The organism is Paenibacillus oryzisoli, assembly GCF_050467285.1.
Lineage (GTDB): Bacteria > Bacillota > Bacilli > Paenibacillales > NBRC-103111 > Paenibacillus_E > Paenibacillus_E oryzisoli_A.
On the sequence record NZ_JBCMUN010000007.1, the window covers coordinates 238,383 to 256,932 of the forward strand.

At 47.0% G+C, this 18,550-nt stretch carries 9 protein-coding genes; 1 reads left to right on the forward strand and 8 read right to left on the reverse strand.

From position 1 onward, the window contains the following. Positions 1-18: 18 nt before the first annotated feature. The 8 genes from ABE504_RS13550 to ABE504_RS13585 all read right to left on the reverse strand — a co-directional run bounded on the left by ABE504_RS13550 (position 19) and on the right by ABE504_RS13585 (position 17,719). Positions 19-6,468 carry an S-layer homology domain-containing protein gene (locus ABE504_RS13550; RefSeq protein ID WP_430089112.1) on the reverse strand — a complete coding sequence of 2,150 codons (6,450 nt, stop codon included), beginning with the start codon at positions 6,466-6,468 and terminating at the stop codon, positions 19-21. Positions 6,469-6,482: 14 nt separating this feature from the next. Continuing rightward, on the reverse strand, positions 6,483-8,360 hold the full coding sequence (locus tag ABE504_RS13555; protein WP_430089115.1) for an alginate lyase family protein: 1,878 nt from the start codon (positions 8,358-8,360) through the stop codon (positions 6,483-6,485). A 79-nt stretch (positions 8,361-8,439) separates the two neighbouring features. Next, entirely contained in the window at positions 8,440-9,321 is an 882-nt protein-coding gene (locus ABE504_RS13560; RefSeq protein WP_430089117.1) for a carbohydrate ABC transporter permease, read from the reverse strand. Between the two features lie 19 nt (positions 9,322-9,340). Next, positions 9,341-10,195, reverse strand: coding sequence for an ABC transporter permease (locus ABE504_RS13565; RefSeq protein ID WP_430089940.1), 855 nt, complete (start codon positions 10,193-10,195; stop codon positions 9,341-9,343). 202 nt (positions 10,196-10,397) lie between these two features. Further along, a complete protein-coding gene (locus ABE504_RS13570) occupies positions 10,398-12,035 on the reverse strand; it encodes an extracellular solute-binding protein (RefSeq protein ID WP_430089120.1) in 1,638 nt (545 codons plus the stop codon). Between the two features lie 199 nt (positions 12,036-12,234). Continuing rightward, positions 12,235-14,622: a helix-turn-helix domain-containing protein gene (locus ABE504_RS13575; protein ID WP_430089122.1), complete on the reverse strand. Its 2,388-nt coding sequence runs from the start codon at positions 14,620-14,622 to the stop codon at positions 12,235-12,237. A 137-nt stretch (positions 14,623-14,759) separates the two neighbouring features. Beyond that, positions 14,760-15,893 carry a glycoside hydrolase family 88 protein gene (locus tag ABE504_RS13580; RefSeq protein WP_430089125.1) on the reverse strand — a complete coding sequence of 378 codons (1,134 nt, stop codon included), beginning with the start codon at positions 15,891-15,893 and terminating at the stop codon, positions 14,760-14,762. A gap of 131 nt (positions 15,894-16,024) precedes the next feature. Then, positions 16,025-17,719: a P-loop domain-containing protein gene (locus tag ABE504_RS13585; RefSeq protein ID WP_430089128.1), complete on the reverse strand. Its 1,695-nt coding sequence runs from the start codon at positions 17,717-17,719 to the stop codon at positions 16,025-16,027. A 390-nt stretch (positions 17,720-18,109) separates the two neighbouring features. Here ABE504_RS13585 and ABE504_RS13590 point away from each other — a divergent pair, with 390 nt between their 5' ends. After that, the gene (locus ABE504_RS13590) at positions 18,110-18,532 is read left to right on the forward strand and encodes a universal stress protein (protein WP_430089130.1); all 423 of its coding nucleotides are present in this window, start codon (positions 18,110-18,112) and stop codon (positions 18,530-18,532) included. Positions 18,533-18,550: the final 18 nt, after the last annotated feature.

Below are 18,550 nucleotides of genomic sequence, written 5' to 3' on the forward strand. Positions count from 1 at the left end.
GCTTAACTCCCCTACTGATTATTTTTTCATTGCTTTCACTATGACAGTTATGACTTCGGCGCGCGTTGCGTTTGCTTGAGGCTTGAAGCTGCCGTCACTATAGCCGCTTACGAGGCCATTCGCCACCGCAGCTGCGACTGTGTCTTGCGCCCAAACCGAAATATCAGCTTGGTCCGTAAAGGACAATTCTCCGGCCTCTTCCGAGAGTTTAGCCGCTCTTACAATCATTGTCGCCATTTGCTCACGGGTGATCAGATCATCAGGACCATAAGAATTCGCACTGGTTCCATTTACGATGCCATAGGCCGCCGCGGTTTCAATAGAGGCTTTCGCCCAGTGGTTTGCAGTATCGACGAAACCTCCTTCGCTCTTCATCTCCAGCTTGAACGCCTTGACTATGACTGTCGCAAACTCTGCACGGGTCATATTTTTCTCAGGAGCGAACGTTCCATCCGGGTACCCGTCGATGACGCCGGCCTTTACAAGCGCCTTAATGTCGCTTTCCGCCCAATGTCCCCGAGTGTCCTTAAAGTCCGGGGCTGCAGGTTTCGGAGCCGGCTGCTCCTCCGTCGCCAAAACAGCAAATTTCGCGAAATGTTTGACCTTACCGGTGACGGTCGCCTGATCCATATTAACCTGAGGTTGATCAAGCTCTACCCATTTGGTGTGCGCCTCATCATACCAGTAAATCGATACCTTGGACTTTGCCGCATCCAGCTTCGCTTTATCAAAAGGCAGCGTAATCGAGACCGCTTTAAGGAAGTCGCCTTCCTTATCTTTCTTAATCTCAAACACATCGCCGATCAGCTGGAATGCAGAATCTTTCAGTAAACTTGCGGCATCTGTCACTTTAGTAACCAGAATCGCAAAGTTGGATGTCGCCGCTTCTGCAGGAATAGAAATAGTCACTCCGCTATCGTTAACAGTACCGCCGGTTGCAGCCTGAATCGGATGATGATAGGCGACAGGTGCGCTGGAGCCGCTGCTGTTCGAACCGCTGTTCCCGCTGCTGGAGACAGGCGTATAGCTGACGAATCGGGTAAAATGTTTGGTCCAGATGACGAGGTCGGTGCCGACGTCAATTGTCGCATCGCCGCCGTCTGCAATCTCGCTGTCCGCTGCTGCTTGGGAATCTGCGCTGAGCGTACGATTGATCGGAATAACGGCATCTCCACGGATATATCCAGCCTTTTTACCCGCCTGGTTCGGGATAAGCACTCTTACGGCTTTATCGAACGTCAGCGCAGCATCCGGTGAGCCAACTTCAATGACCGACTGTACAAGTCCACCTGCGACAAACGCGGTGCTGCTAGCTTGAACTTCTGGAAGTTTGATCGTTCCATTCCAATTGCTCGGAGCGGTAATCTTCGTTTTGTCAGGAATCGTAATGGTGACATCGCCGAGAACCGTACTTGCCTTCACTTCCACTAACGGCAATGTGGCTTGTTTGGTGTCGCCATAAGTAGCGGTTGTGACTTGCACTACTTTATTGCCTGCTCCACTAGGCACAATTAAGCTAATGGGAGCATCGGACAGCGTAATCGGATCACTGCCTACCGTCACGACAGTTGCCTTGGAAATGAGCAGCGTATAATCCCTTTGAGTGACCCCGTCTGGAGCGGTTACTCCAATCGTGATTGTATTCAATCCTTCAACCAGAGCAATCTGCTTACCGCCTCCAGCTTCGCCATTGATGTGAACGGTGGCATTGGAATCATACGTAGCGGCAACGACGGTAACAGCGCTGACGCTGGCTCCGACGCTGGCCGTATATTCCGTTTGACTCACCGAAACATTCAGCGGAAGAACGCCTTGTTCCGTGCTTGCTGTCAGAGAGACCAGGTCTTCATTGTTTGAGGCAGGATTAGGATTCGTCTGATCAAGTTGATACACACGAACCTCCGCATAAGAATTCCATGCATTCACACTGTTGCCATGACCGGTAATCCGGACATACCGTGCATCATGTTGTTTCAAGTAGGTCTTTTCGATCTCCAGACTTTCCCCGCTGCTCTGTCCGATAAATGCCTTATACCACACCTGTCCGTCCTTCGACGTTTCAATATCGTATTTGAAGCTGCGTTCATTCCCGCGCAGGAAAGCAATGCCCACGCTGTTGATCGTTTGCACTGTGCCGAGGTCGAGCATCATCCATTGGTCGCCTTCTGCAGCCCAGTACGTATTATAATTTCCATCTATCGCTTTATCTTCCGTATTTCCTAATTCAGCTTGCGAACTGCTTGCCGATACCGCCGAGATCGGCACTTCCATTAATCCCTCTTCTTCTCCACTTTGAGGCACCAGTTTATAGTTAAACTGATACATGCTCTTAATCTCCGGATGTTGACGAGAGCTTACAATCACCTGGGTAATCCCCGGAACCTCTGCAGGGGCGGTCGCCGTGACATCATACAGGGATGCATCCACGTTGTAGGTCAAGACGGGGACATCTGTACGATTAAGCGGCAACGGAATCTCGTAGCTGAATGTTCGGCTATTAAATCCGGTTAAAAGCGTTCCGTCGATACTCACATTTTGCAGGACGGGAACGACGAGGTCGCCGTCTGGAATGCTCCACTGATCGAGCGGTGTAACCGCAACCGTTGTATCTGTATCCGCCAAAGCGCCAATGATCGGGATCAAGGTGACCGTCAGTCTCATATTCTTGACGCCATCCATCTTCACAAACAGTTTGCGAATACCTGCATTCTGGTTCTGATTAGGAGGATTCGGCGATCCCGGAAGCGGTTTGGCATCCATGACGTCAAACTTCACATCAAGCGGCTGGTTCGCCGCATCTCGGGCATCGGCGTTTAATCCGACCCACAACTGCTGCCCGGCTTTGGAGAGAATCGCCGATTTGCCGTCAGCGCTTATCTGAATATCCGCTTCCGTATGCATGAACCAGTAGGCGGTTGAAGGATTCAAGAAGGCGACTTCATCCTGAATCGTAGCCCGTTTACGGTTGGAAGCCAGCATGAAACCGCGTTTGGCCTGAGAGACCTGTGTACGATAAGCATCCGTCAGATTCGCAATAGCGAACCCGCCTTGTGGCTTGCTCTCCTCCTTCTCAATCTTGGCGAATGCCTTGATATCCTGCTCCGGCCCGCCATTCGGATTGATGACTAACGTATTGTGCCCCTCTGGAATCGCACGATAGTAGGCCAACCGCCCCACTTCTTCATCCGAATAGCCCGGAAGATTGTAGTCATCCTTGCCGATGTCAATCGCCCACTGACGCCCCAGCGCTTCGAATACAAAGCTGCCCAGATCATAATGGCCGTGGCTGGCTACGTTATTGCCCGCCTTGACCCCGAGGAAGCTTGTATTGGCATCTTCCCAGGAACCTCTGAATGTCGTTACTTCCGTCCCGCTAAAGTATTGATCCAGCGCGAGCTGCTGCCCCGGAGCATACAGTTCTGGTTGATACCACAGCATTTCCAGTTCAGAGCCGGCATTTTTATACTTGATTTTATTATCCAAATGCACAGAAGCCATGATCGGATCGTTATACTTTTTCGCCAGCCATAATTCGTCCGGAGATATGATTTTGCCACTGGAAGCATCCCCATAATTCAGAGAACCAACTGGACCGGTCAAGTAACCCGGGAAAAAGCCTGTTTTACTCAGACCCGGGGTCTGGTCGTAGCCATAGCTTGTGCCCAGCGCGGATTCCATTGCGGCAATATATTTGACGATATACTGCAGCGTATATTCCCAATAGCTTGGGCCTTCAGCCCATGCCCCGTCAGGGACGAACTCCAGCAAAATATAATTTTCCAGCGAACGGAACGCAACATCCAGCACTTTGCCGCCAAATTGCTGCATCGATACTTTCTCGCCCGACGGCAGCGAAATTTCTTTGTTCACGTCCCCGATCGACATCAAGGTAAGAATGGCAGCGCCGTTGCACACTGCATTCCAGTTATTCGTCCTTGGATACGTATGAATCCACCAAACATTGTTATTGTAAGCTTCCAGTGTTTTGACAAGCCCTTTTTGAATCATCGCGTCTTCAAGAATACCTCTTTGCTCCGGCGTCCATGCGTCGTACAGCCAATCGTAGGCAATCGCAAGACCTTCCGTAAACTCGGCTGTATTCAAAAATTCATTCTGTTCATTCCAATCAGGGAACTGTGAAACGGTATACACTTCATTCCAGATCCGCTGCTTGTATTGCTCCTTCTTCACAGGGTCATCGCTCAGGTGGTAGAGCATGCCCAAATTGATGACGAGCGGGCCAACCTGTCTGGAGCTGACCATTCTTCTGCCGTCGGGAATCTCGTATTTGGGAAGCGCCAACTGCAAATTTTTCTCGCCTTGCAACTGAATGTCCTGATACCACCTGTTCATCGTCGCTTCACCGCTGGCGATTGTCGACTTGATGCGGGTAAAATCCGACTGGGTCGCTAAAATTCGCGGATGTTGCGCATGGTTATTTGCCAACTGCGCGATGACTTCATCCCCGGTTGGTCTGTCATAAACGATCTCTCTGATCGCCTCTTCGATATAAAATTTCTCATTATCCTGCGGTTTAACGTTTCCGTCCAACCGATCGAGCGCATCATCAAAGGGCTTCGCCTGATCGCCAATGACAATGAGTCCTCTACCTTTCATATCGGTATACACTTGTTTGTGAAGGATAGCCCCAGCGATGTCCAAAGGAACCAGCACATCGTCGGAGGTAAATTGAATGTGAGGAGAAGGAACTACCTGTCCCGCGATGACGGCCTGATCTTGCGTAACGACGATCGCTTGCCCAGCTACAGTTGCGCTGGCGCTTTGTCCATCGCTTTGAACGGTAATCCCGAATTTCTGGCTTACAAAACGAAGAGGGACAAGAACGATTCCTCCTTCTTTGCGCGGTCTATTCTGCTTCGAGATTGCATTGACCGTTTTCACGTTATCCATCAGTACATTCGTGCTGTCTACTTCCATCGCCAAAGCGCCGGCAAGTCGATCTTGCACAGAAATGCCAAGGTGATTGTCCACATCCATGAGTGAATCAGGTATGCTCAGCTCTTGCAATTCTTGCATCGTCTTCAGTGTGGTACCGGAATATACACTCATATTATCCAGCAGCGTCGTGAAGTTTTTGACGCCATTCACATCATTCGTAAGGTCAGCGGGCAGGTTCCGTTTGCCACGTACCCGCAAATAATTGATCCCTTTGGCATTGCTGCTATTCGTCAAAGTAGCATCTATCTTATTGACACCATCGACGTAAACGGATACGGTTTGCACGCTGGGTTGAAAATTGATCATAAAGGAAAGTCTGTGCCATTGTGTGGGATCCAGATCTGTCCTTTTTCCTCCGACCCTTAAAGCGCCGTCCGCTCCCAAGTTTCCTAGGTCAAGACTATTATTGTTGCTGTCCTTCATTTCAAAAAACTTCATGCCATTGGCATCCAACGATTTGATCTCAAAATCGAAGATAATATTTCCCGTCAAATCATCCGTGCCAAACCGTTTGGCTAGTCCCGCATCCGGGGTGTTCGGAACCGATTCGTTGATCCGCAGGGCTACACTTGTTCCGTTCGGTGCCGTGCTGCTATCGTTCAACGGACCACTGGATTTTGTCGTATCCGATGTACCGACCATCTCAAATCCGTACGGTGGCGTTCCCGTCTGTGTATAGCTTTCGAAATCCTGGGTCGAATAGACCACAGTCTTCACATCTACAGGTGGATCAGGCTGGTTTATCGTTTTCAGCTCCTGCATGGTCTTCAACTCGGTGCCGGAATACACCCTCATATTATCCAGCAGGGTTGTGAAGTTTTTGACGCCGTTGCTATCGACGGTCAGGGCAGTAGGCAAGACCCGCTTCTCCCGCACTCGCAAGTAATTGATGCCTGTGGCACCACTGCTATTGGTCAACGTGGCCGCATCTATCTTCTTGACGCCGTCGACATAAACGGATACCGTTTGTACGCTGGGTTGGAAATCGATCACAAAGGAAAGTCTGTGCCATTGCAGCGGATCCAGATCTACCCTTTTCCCGCCAGCCCGCAAGGCACCGTCAGCCCCCAAAGATCCAAGGTCAATTCCTTTATTGCTGCTGTCCTTCATTTCAAACATCTTGTTGCCATTGGCATCCAAGGATTTAATATCAAAGTCAAAGATAATATTCCCCGTCAAATCGTCCGTGCCAAAACGTTTGGCTATCCCCGCATCAGGTGTATCCGCAACCGATTCGTTGATCTGCAAAGCTACACTTGTCCCGTTTGGAGCCGTACTGCTATCTTTCAAAGCACCGCTGGATGCCATTGTAGCCGTTGTACCGGTGAGTTCAAACCCACTGGGCGCCGTCCCTGTCTGTGTATAATCTTCGAAATCCTGCACCAGATAGACTGTGGGGCCGTCGGATGCAGCCGCACTTGATGGAAGGACGCCAGAGAATCCACTGACGCCTACCGCAATGCTGACTAACAAACTGATTTGTTTAAATAAATTTCCCCTCTTTCGCATGCCGATTGCTCCTCTCAATTAGTTTTACGAATCATCATATCCTTATCATTCACAATCACTTGATAGCGATCACCGCCACAGCTAAATTCATAGCTGGCAGCGCCCGTTAAGCGAATATCGACCATCGGCCTTTGAACACCCTTATAAGGAATAAGCACCGTCAGATAGGTAGCCGTGCCGCTCTGAATGCCATGGAACCGTACTCGTGTGGCTGCTCTGGCCACATCGTTGTCGTCAGACAGCCTTCCCGGCAGCAACTCAACTTCCTCCCATGGATACGAATAGATGGCGAGGTTCGCAATATCGCTTGTGGCTACAACTGCATTGGGTCCTGCCACTACTTCGGTAAAATCCAAATGGAAGTACCGCTCCACCTCTTGCTGATCCAGTCCTTCAACCCGATCCGCAATGACGACCATTTGGTCATCAACGAGCGCAATATGGCGATGATGAACGACAGGCTCATAATTCAAGTGGTAAGCGCTTGCAATTTGATAAAACCCCCGGTCATCCACATTGTAAATTTCCCCGGGTTTTTGTGGTCCGTACTCCCATGAACCCCAGTATTCGAAATGATCCCTTTCATCAATTAGAAGTGTGGAATGATAGTTGGCGCATTTAAACTGCCTCCGATCCTCATCCTCCCGATAACAAAAGAACCCCGGATCGCAAACCATATTTTTGCCGAGCGCCGTGAAGTCAAAGCTCATCAGATCGATATGCGCATGTACATTCTGCACAGGGCTTCTGCACGTAAACAGGAAACTCAGTGCCTCGGAGTCCCATCCGCTGCGGATAATCGCTTGATGAAGCGTCCGATTCCAGAACGTCGTCAATTTATCGCACTCATAATACTGGTCTTGAAGCGCGCGCAAATCCTCATGCAGCCTCTGAACATCCAAAGCACGCCATACATGTTGGCTTGCCTCATGAACAATTTTCTGATAATCAATCAGATTAGCGGCAAGTCCAAGCCAGGTCGAATCGCCTAATGCCATGTAGCCGTACACCGTGCCCAAAATCGTCGTATTGGCATAAGAATCTCCTACGGGGACGCATGTTCCGGTCGGGCGCAAGGCATAAATGGCGTAATCCAAATTTGTACGCAGCAACGCCATATAGCGATCCGAGAAGTTAAAATGAAAACGCTTGGCAAGGACGACAGCCAGACCGAACCAAAACATGCAGCCGTTATGATAGGAAGGGCAGCCTTCGATCTGACCGCCGTCTTCCGTCAATTGCGCCGATGCGCATCTTTCGATCCCATCGATCGCGAAAGATTTCCATTCCTCAGCTTCTTTCAGTTCTGGAAAATACAGCGCTGTTGTCAAAACACCAAGACATTCCATAAGAAAATGATTGTGATCTGCCTCCGGCCATAAAATCGGAGACACCTTGCGCAGTATTTTAGTTTGTTTATATACAGCTTCCAAGTACTTCTCAAGCAATTCCTCCGTAAACAGATCGGTATGTCCCAGATGCTCAAGCACCAGCGGCCAAGTCTTGTAATTTCGAATACCAAGCTCCAACGCTCGCAATGGATGGCATTGAGAGAAATATTCAATTGGATAGTCCGCCATGTCTTCATGGATGTCAACCGATTCAATCCAATCCAGCATTTCCTCGATCACTTTGCGTCCATATTTGTCATCCTGCGTCAGAGAATAAGCTTGCAGCAGTTCCTGCCAGTGATTCATCCGATTAAGCTGCCAAAGAAATTCGTTGTCGTTATGCCTGTGTTCCAGCCAGCAGGGCGGGTTGCCAACAAATTCAGGCACACCGCCGGTACCCGGTAGGGTAATCATGCCATTGTAAGCCATCTCGGCGTTTGCTATCGTTTCCCGCGCTAGTTCAGGCATATACTCCGAAATGTAGGCGCTTTTATTTTCCATAGACTCTACTCTGGATCGGAGACTGGACAGCAGTTCTCGTGTGGAAATTGGTTCTATGAATAAAGTTTGCATGCTAACGTTACCCTTTAAGCGACCCGACCATCGCTCCCTTTACAAAATACTTCTGAACAAACGGATACACACACAGAATAGGCACGGTCGCTACCATGATAGTGGCATACTTAATCGTTTCGCCGATCTGAAATTTATCCTGGTTGGAAGCAGCCGTCGCCATGCTTTCGGTTGAATTGGCAATTAATATCTCACGAAGCACGAGCTGCAACGGGTACAATTTCGTATCTTTCAGAAAAATGGACGCATAGAACCATCCGTTCCACTTATCGACCGCGTAGTACAGAATCATCACCGCGATGACCGGCATGGAAAGCGGAACAATAATCCGGAAGAAAATCGTCAGATGATTGGCGCCATCGATTTTGGCGGACTCTTCCAAACTATCTGGTATGGACTGAAAAGCCGTTCGCATAATAATCAGATTGAATGTACTGATCGCGAAAGGGACAATGACGGCCCACAGGGAGTCAATGAGACCAACACCTTTTACAACCAGATACAATGGGATTAGACCTCCGTTAAAAAACATCGTTAGCACAATGATGATCATAAATATTTTGTTCCAGAAAACATTCTTGCGTGACAATACGTAGGCGCCAATCCCAGTCAAAAACAGGTTTAACGATACGCCAAAGAAGAGTACGAACAGTGTATTACGGTAGCCCCTTAAAATACCGGGATTCTTAAATACGCTGGTATAGGCATCCAGACTAAAGCCTAGCGGATGCGTGAGAAATCCACGATGGGCAACGAGTTTACCTGCATCGCTAAAGGACGCAAAGGCAACATAGAGTAAAGGATACAACGTAACCAGGACAAGCACGGATAGCACGGTGTATACAAAAATATCAAGAACCTTTTCCGACAACGTGTGATTTTTAACCATAATGATGGTCCCCTCCTCCTTACCACAGACTGCTATTGTTTAATTTGCGCGTAATCCGGTTAGCGAGAATCAGCAAAGTCAAATTAACGACCGAGTTGAAAATGCCAACAGCGGTACTATAGCTCCAATTAAACTCAAGGAGTCCTTTGCGATAGACAAAGGATGCAATCACGTCAGCCGTCTCGTACGTCAACGAGTTGTAGAGCAGGATGATTTTCTCAAAACCAACATTCAGCATATTGCCAATTCTTAAAATGAACATAATCGAAATCGTCGGCATAATCCCTGGCAGCGTGATATGCGTAATCATCTTGAATCGACTAGCGCCATCCATCCTTGCCGCTTCATATTGCTCCTGGTCAATGCCAGTCAGAGCCGCAATATAAATAATGGATTCCCAACCGATTCTTTGCCATATTTCAGATAGCACATAGATCGGTCGAAACAATCCCGCCTTTTGCAGCATCGCTTGCCCATCATAGCCAAAATGTGTAAACAGATTATTAATGACGCCGCCTGAATTGGTGAAGCTGACGATAATACCGCAAATGACAACGAGCGAGATAAAATAAGGCATATACGTGATCGTCTGTGCAAAACGTTTAAAGTACTTGCTTCGCACTTCATTCAACAGCAAGGCGAGAATAATCGGGGCAGGGAATTCAAAGACAAGTGTACACAAGCTGATAATGACGGTATTTTTCAGGATTCTCCAGAAATAAAAAGAGGTAAAGAAATCCTTAAAATTCGCAAATCCAATCCACTCACTACCGGCGATTCCCTTCGCAGGCGAATATTCTTTAAAAGCCATTAAGGTACCGTATAGCGGGGCGTAATGAAAGATGATGTAATAGGCGATAACCGGTATCATCATCACGTATAAGAACTTGTTTAAGGCAAAATCGCGAACAATTACCGCTCTCAGACCTTTTCGGTTACGAGCACGATGATCTACAGGCACCCTCTTCGCTACAGTTGCACTTCTGGTCATCTCTCCAGCTCCATTCATTTTCTACTCATGGTTCTCCTATGATGCAACAAAGGGAGCAACGCTCCCTCTGTTTGCGATTAACGAATTAACGTTTATTGTAGCGATCCAGCGCAGCTTGTTGGATTTCCAATGCACGGTCAATCTTCATTGCTTTCATCTTTTCTGCATATTTATCAAAGCTTTCAACAGGCTCTGCACCCAGCACAATTTTTAAAATCATTTCATTGACAAGCGTATTCATGTCGTTCATAATTTTCGCAAATTCCGTGCTTTCGTCAGGCGTCGGTGTAACTGGCGGCAGTTGATGCTTCACCATATCCGTCTTCTGCCAAGCCGTAACCGCATCGCGCTGTGTTTGAAGTGCAAAGTATTGCTCAGCATAACGCTTATCTTGAATGAACGGCCCTGTGTAACCTCCACGGGCATACAGCGCCATCGCTTGGGCTACAGCCAATTTATCCGGATTCTTCATGACAAGATCGGTATAACGCGGATTCCCGTTATCCATTGTGTAACTAACACCTTCGGTACCGAAGTTAAAGAATGTTTTCCCTTCCTCGCTATAGCCGTAGTCAAGCATTTTCACGGCAAGCTCAGCATTTTTGGACTTGGCTGAAATCGCTACGGAGCCCGACGGGGTAAAAGGAACATCAAGCTGACCAAACTGCGGCGTATCGCCTTTCTTTAATGTCGGATAAGTCGTACCGATCAAGACTGCCTTCGGATCTTTGCCAGCTACGATAGGCTGCCAACGTCCAATTCCGCCGCCTGCGTTCCCCACCGTTGCACCTGTCATCCCGTTCGCAAAGTTCGCATCAATGGCTTTCATATCGGTTGTCGCCAAGTTCTTATCAATCAGGCCTTCGGCGTACCATTTTCTGAATGTCGCAAGGAAATCTTTAAATCCTTGTTCCATTGGACCGTATTTAATCTTGCCATTATCCAGATAGAAACCGTTGGTTACACCGAATGCACCAACAAAATCACCGGTCACCGTATCATTCAGCGGATTCGGTTGTCCAACAAAGGAGATCGGGGCTGACGCGCCTTTTTTCTCCTTAAACGCTTTCAACGTTGTGTACCATTCATCAATTGTTGTAGGTACCGGCAATCCAAGATCATCCAGCCAATCTTTGCGGACAATCGGTCCATGGAAAACTTGCAGGTAGCTGTCCCCACGAATAAATGGGAACACGTAGTAGCTGCCGTTATCCGTTTTTACCATTTTGTCAATTTCCGGATGTTCCTTGAGATACTTCTTCAAGTTTGGCGCATATTTGTCAATGAGATCATTCAGTTTAAGAATGTAGCCATCCTTAATTGCTTTTTCCGGCCCGCCTGGATAACCATTCGTCCAGTTATATTCGATCATATCCGGCAAATCGCCGGAAGCGAGCATCACGTTAAACTGCTGCTCATTGCCGTTGTTAGGCGCTGTCGTATATTTAAGCGTCACCCCGGTTTTCTTCTGCCAATCCTGGAAGAAAGGGACTTCATCCAAGGATGACTTTACCCCTACGAGGTTACCTTGAAGTGTAGCCCAATACGAAAGTTTTTGATCTGTTTTCATTGGGTAAGTTGCAGTTTGATTCGCTGGACTGCTTGTGCCGGGGGCAGCAGTGCCTCCATCCGATGGCGTCGAATTCGGTTTGGACGTACAACCTGCAACAAAACTGCTGAGCAACAAACTTGCCGCCATGAGCGTTACGATTCTTTTCTTCACAATAGTTGACCTCCCTTAAATGTTCCGGCTCCAAGCCGGTTTATACGAGCGTCAGTCTCTCGAGTTGACCAACGTCTATATTCCTACCCTAAATCAGTTGTTACGGTCATGCAATCTGATAAACCTCCAATTTGATCGATAAAAAAGAGACTCAATCGACCATATAGCCAATTGAATCCCTGCAATCCTGCGTAAGACGTTACGGCTCCATGGAGCCCCCTCTTAACCGACTTTCCGAGGCCATTTCTTTATATTTGCCTGGTGTTACCCCTTCAAATTTCTTGAATGTACGAATAAATACCGTTACGTCATTAAAGCCAACGCATCCCGCGACATCGCTCACATTCTTCTCCGTCCCATTCATGAGCTGTTTCGCTTTATCAATGCGTGTTTTATTAATGAACTCAAGCAGCCCTTCCCCGGCATAATCTTTATACAATTTGGACAAATAGGTTGGCTTCATATCAAAGTGTTGACCAATTAACGAAATATTTAAGTTGGCGTCCTGGTAATTCTCCAGAATGAAGGCAATGATTAACCCGATGCGGTCATCCATGGCTTTTTGGCGATTCATCTGCAGTTGACGCTCGCGTAAAGGCGCATTGTGCTCACAGACTTCCTGGACGAGCAGCGTCATCTCCTCGCGTATTTCGTGGATCGTCTCGCAGATCATGAGCTGCTTGATTCGCTTCGGATTTCGAACTAAAAAGCTGTCACCCAGACTGCCTGTCTCGCTTACAGCCTTAATCATCGTACTCGCTAAATTCAGGATTAAGCAGCGCGCCAGATCGACAGATACCACAGACGATTCGAAATTGTTCTGAATGATTTCATCCAGCTTCTCTTTGGCCTTGCCAAACTCGCCAAGCTTCAGAAAATTGATCAACTGCTGCTCAACTTGAAGCGGATAATAATACCCCATCTCATTCGGTTCTTGATGAAGCGATTCATAGGACAAAATTTCCTTGCTGCCCATCACAAGCTTGTACTCCATCGCATCCATGGCTTCCTGATAGGCTTGCGGAATACTTTCAATTTGGCTGTGAATCCTGCTGATTGAAAGCGTCAAATGAATCGAGTACTTTTCCAAAAGAAATCGCTGAGTATCCCGTGCAATTCGCTGCAATTCCAGCGTACCTTCCTTCTCTAACGTTTCTCCAACATTAACTAGTACGGCAAGTCCTTCATCGATCTCCACGACATAACCGTCGTTTTTCTGACCCGTCATTTCTTCGAAGACATTTGTAAGGATAAATTGTAACAATACTTGCTTCCTGACCACGTTCATCTCCTGGTATCTGCCCTCGAATTCGTCGACATTTTCCACATAGAGGAGAATAACCGCAAAGTTCTGCGTTGCAAAGTGTATGTGAAACGCAGCTAATGATTCTGTAATCGGCGTCGTACCATCCTGCCTTCCTTTAAGCAGTCTGACCAAGAAATGATTGCGCAGCATTAAGTTCTGCCGCTCCATCTGACTCTGCAGCGAGTCCAGCTTCGTTTGTGTATTGTCAAAAGCCTTTTGAATGTATTGAAATTCATTCCCCTCCATACCAGATAACATATCCGATTTTCCCGATAACGCTTTCACAAGTTGATAGACAGGGTTATAATTCCGCCGAATGAAAAATAAGGTGAGCAGCACGCCGCCAAGCACACTTAACATGCAGCTTGCAATAATCAGGCTCCGAATCAGTTTGGCCTTTTCCCAGTACAAATTGCTTGGAACCATGGATACATACTTCAGCCCGGAGCGCTGCGACTTGGCGTAAAGCACTTCATAAGGCGTGCCATCGAGTTCAACAAATGCTACGCCTGTGGGGGCGCTCATCGTGTCAAATGGAATGTTGAGCTCACGATTTACGCTAGAATTCGATACAAGAATCCCATTTTCTTCGTTCAAAATAAAGACATGCCCTTTGCTAAACAATTCCACGTTCGAAATGGCGCCCAGCATGTGTTGCTGATCCACCATAATAACATTTGTCGCTGGTGAAGTGGTGTCGCCGAACGAGTAAGAGCTGACATAGGCCACTGTTTTTTGCATCTGGCCATTCTCATCTCTTCGGATCATGGGCATAAAGCCCTTATAATCATTTCGATTGACCGCTTTCGACCATTCTTCCAGGGAAGGGGTCTGCTCGTTATAGTAAATCCCGTACGCGTAATTGCCCTCATAAATATGGGAGGGGGCAACCACCTGATTATAGTTCTTTAAAAAGATATAAAATTGATCAACAAATCCATAAGCGTTCACATAGTTTTCCAACTCTTTCGAGATATAATACATATCTACGTTAAATTCCGCTGGATGAAGGACATAATTGTTGGAATAGAGCAGATTCTGTACGTTGACGTTCCAAGTCAACTCGAAGTTCAGCCGCTGCATCGCATCAAAGTAGTTATCGGAAACTTCCTGAACTTGACTAAGAAGCGACCGATTGGCCGTATCAATCTCATTTTCAAGCGTTCGGCTGGATATGAAATACACCACGATGCTGCATAGAATCGGCAACAGGAGCACCGTCAAATAGGAGATGAGCCACGTCAGGGCAATACTGCGGCGCAGATAAAATATTTTCTTCATGGTCATTACCCTTTCGCTAAATAATGAATATCACCATTCTAAGTGCTGCTGAGGTTCATGTACAGTCAATCCTAATAGTAAATTCCTGCTAAGAAATGAAAATAGAGCAGAGGAGTTACCCGTCTGCCCCATGTGATTTAAAAAATCCGATGGCGCCAGCCCTTTAATTTCGCCATTGCCTCTACATAGTAGTAATCCCCGTAGATTAAGGAAACATCGACATTTACGTTGCCAGGTTTATGCCCCGTTGCATGAAGGAGGATCCCCTCGCAATTGGGCAGGTCCCACGTACCACATCGGTGTGTTAATGCAGAAAGAATACGCTCGGCTGCCGTCTGATAGAGACGCGACTCGGAAGGTTCGAGCAAATTCGCAATTTCAATTAAGCCCGATGCAGCGATGGCACCGGCAGAGGAATCTCTCGGTTCATCCTTGAGACTTGGCGTGCGAAAATCCCAATACGGCACACCGTCTTCAGGCAGGCAAGCGATAAAATAATGAGCCACTCGCTTCGCGGCATCGAGAAACCGCTGTTCACCCGTGTATCGGTAGGTGTTGGCCATGCCGTAAATCGCCCACGCTTGGCCTCGACTCCAGGAAGAATGCGGGCCATAGCCTTGCCCTCCAAGGGATTCAATAAATGCGCCAGTGTCTGCATCGAAGCTGACGATGTGATTCACGGAGCCGTCCGGACGAATAAAGTGTTGTAACACGGTGTCCGCATGGGAGATCGCAATATGCTTGAATCTGGGATCAGCCGTTTCATTCGCAGCCCAGAAGAGCAAAGATAAATTCAAGGAGCAGTCGATGATCGCCCAACCGGTCGTGTTATCCTTATCCCATGTGCCATCATTCCATGCACGTATGAATTGTCCGACGGGATTATAACGCCCTGCCATATAATTGGCAGCAGCCAGACCTCTTCGCTTGCCAGCATGATCGCCTGTAAGCATGTATTTAATCACAGCTGTTGGAAGGAATTGAAAGCCAACATCATGATGCAGTTGGCCAAGCTCCCCCTCATGCAGCCAGTTCTCTATTTCTGCATCCCATTTCCATGCCTTCTCCTTAAACATGGGCTCCTGCGTCATATCAAACAAAATCCAAAGCAGGCCTGGCCAGAAGCCCGATGTCCACCACCAGGTTGGCATGGAATCATACTTGCCGTCCTTGTCAGCACGATGCGGGGATCTGTCTTTCATCCCTTCTGCCATTACCGCGACTTTGGCTACAAGTCGCTCCCAAATCTTGTCTACTTCTTGAGATTTCATCTACTTACCCCTTATCACATTAAGTTCTTGAAATTGATTATCTATGATCTTATGAATGAATAAAATCGTATAAACCTACAACTTCATCGACTTTTTTTTCGAAACGATTGATTATTTCTTCAGACTCATCGCTAAATAAAATTCAAATGTTTCATTCGGTTGATGACAGCTAATACTTCACTCATTCTTGGCAATTCAAGCCACCTTTCAAAACCGGGAAAGAAGGAGGAAAATACAATATCCACGCCTTCTCTCTCCATATCTTCGAGCGCTTTTTGGATCTTTTCATGAAGCAAGATGAGGCGATCCTGATTACTTACCGCGATTTTTCGAAGTACAAAGGCAATCGCTGCGAGCTGGGCGTGCGATGTGATATTGTAAAGCCCTCTGATATCAACTTGTTCGTCACCGATCATGATGTACCCCATGGTTGAAACCCTCAGCTTTTCTGTACCACTGCCCTGGGGATAGGTCGAAAAGTGATCGGTGGTTATATCTCTTATCTCCCATTTTGTAAAGGGAATTCGTTCCCCTGGCATGTCGTGTTCACATAATTTTTTTGCTTCCTGAGTTACGTTTATTGGCATAAAATTGTCCATCAGGATGATTTGATCGGCAACGGATAAAAACTCACCACTGCCGCCAATAACAAGAACGGAAGATACGCCTATAGCCTCATAAAGTTCCCTGACACGTTCCGTAAATGGTGTAATGGGTTCACGTTTGATTAATGAACGCATTTTGCTATCCTGGATCATAAAATTCGTCGCACTTCTGTCTTCATCAATAAGGAGCAGCTTGCATCCGAAGTTGATGGCCTCCATAATATTCGCGGCTTGAGAGGTGGAACCTGAGGCGTAGTCCGTCGAAAACTGCTCAGCCGAACCATTGGGTATCCATTTTATAAAAGGCGTAATATTGATATTTTTTATGGATCGGCCTTCTTCTGCCGATATTTCCATGGCACTTTGATCTGCAATCACAAGTTCACGTCCATCGCCTAAAATATGATTGTATATCGCCGAATTTAGCGCATCCAGCATTGTGCTTTTCCCCGAGTAACCACCGCCGGTGATGACCGTCACACCTTTCTTTATTCCCATTCCTCGCACACCACAAATCTCAATTTCAAGATCTTCCGGGGATGTAAACGGCAAGGCCCCCTCCAGCGGCCCGCTGCCCTCTTTATTCCTTGGCAGAATGCTGCCATTCCCAACAAACGCACAATAATGACTGGATTTCAACCATTCGCGAATCCTATTTTGCTTTTTTACCATTTCATAGGCAGCATTTAACTTGGTGAGATCCCAATTGCCAATAAACGCCTCCACTTCTTTGGGCAGCATTTTGCAGAGCATGCGCATCGCTTTATCATGATTCTGGAACGGAAGTTGAACGGTAATCATTAGGCATAGGTACCATTGTTCTGAGATGACCTCGACAAAGGATGCATTACGCTGCAACACCACATTGGTAGGGCGAAAACAATAAAAAGCGCCATTTTCTTTCTCCGAACGCGACCGGTTATAAATCAATTCATTTAATGCCTCAATATGGCCAACCCATTCTCTTAATGCAAAATCGGAGAGAACAACGCCATCGGTAGTTCCAACCAAGCCGAGACGGTCAAAAGGTATTCGTATGGTGATACACGGTTTATCCAATGTGAGTTTATGTGTCCGTTCAATGTAATAGGCCACATCATTGTACCAGTAGGTTGGGTCGCTGATCATCCCCCCCTGATCATAGTAGGAACCTTCATAAATCAAACTGTACGATGATTGTCCGGATTGCATGGAGCGAAAATATTGAGCGAGTCTTTTCAAAAATATCATCCTTTCAAAGTTGGTAAAAAAAAACAGCCACTCTGAGAGTGGCTGTCATAGACGGGCAAGGACGTCTAAACGTTCCTTCCGCCTAAAATATAAAAGCCCTGAGAGTGAATCCCACCCTCAGAGCTGATGTATTTCGAAATAAATAACTAGAAAGCAGCATGAGGATAAGATGTATATTTTTTTGTTTTCATCGTCCTCACCTCATTACGTTTTATTTTTAGAATAATGTCATCATAGCATAACGATCATCCACAGTATAGGGAAAGATTAATTATAATGAACTTAACCCCTCAAAGGTAAAGGATGTGATTAAAGTCACACCCACTGTTTAACCAAAAGTTGTATACTATTCCTATATCTTTTTGAGGGAGTGGTCACACCATGTTATATTCCAAAATTGTTGTTGCGTACGATGGTTCAGAAACTTCTGATAAAGCGCTCGATTCCGCCATTAAACTTGCTCAGTTAAATCATTATTCGAGGCTCGAAATTATTCATATTTTCAACATTCCCAATTATGATATAGGCGGAAGCTTCGTGGTTCCGCCCGTTCAAATGGAACTTGACTACGCGGAGGAAGCCCGAGCGAAAATCAAAAGGAAAATATCCAATTTCACCAATGTTCATATCGAAGTCAGAAAAGGCGGTGTCGCCAAACAAATTCTCCAATACGCTAAGGAAGTAGATGCTGACCTGATCGTTATCGGGAGCAGGGGACTGAATAGCTTGGGTGAATTGGTACTTGGCAGTGTTAGTCATAATGTCGCTCAACATGCCCATATTCCTGTTCTCATTATTAAATAATTTGAATGGACAAGAACT

Bases quoted from the DNA above. Each gene is read 5' to 3' on its own strand.
- ABE504_RS13550 (WP_430089112.1), bottom strand. From the start codon at position 6,468: ATGCGAAAGAGGGGAAATTTATTTAAACAAATCAGTTTGTTAGTCAGC.
- ABE504_RS13555 (WP_430089115.1), bottom strand. From the start codon at position 8,360: ATGGAAAATAAAAGCGCCTACATTTCGGAGTATATGCCTGAACTAGCG.
- ABE504_RS13560 (WP_430089117.1), bottom strand. From the start codon at position 9,321: ATGGTTAAAAATCACACGTTGTCGGAAAAGGTTCTTGATATTTTTGTA.
- ABE504_RS13565 (WP_430089940.1), bottom strand. From the start codon at position 10,195: ATGATGATACCGGTTATCGCCTATTACATCATCTTTCATTACGCCCCG.
- ABE504_RS13575 (WP_430089122.1), bottom strand. From the start codon at position 14,622: ATGAAGAAAATATTTTATCTGCGCCGCAGTATTGCCCTGACGTGGCTC.
- ABE504_RS13580 (WP_430089125.1), bottom strand. From the start codon at position 15,893: ATGAAATCTCAAGAAGTAGACAAGATTTGGGAGCGACTTGTAGCCAAA.
- ABE504_RS13590 (WP_430089130.1), top strand. From the start codon at position 18,110: ATGTTATATTCCAAAATTGTTGTTGCGTACGATGGTTCAGAAACTTCT.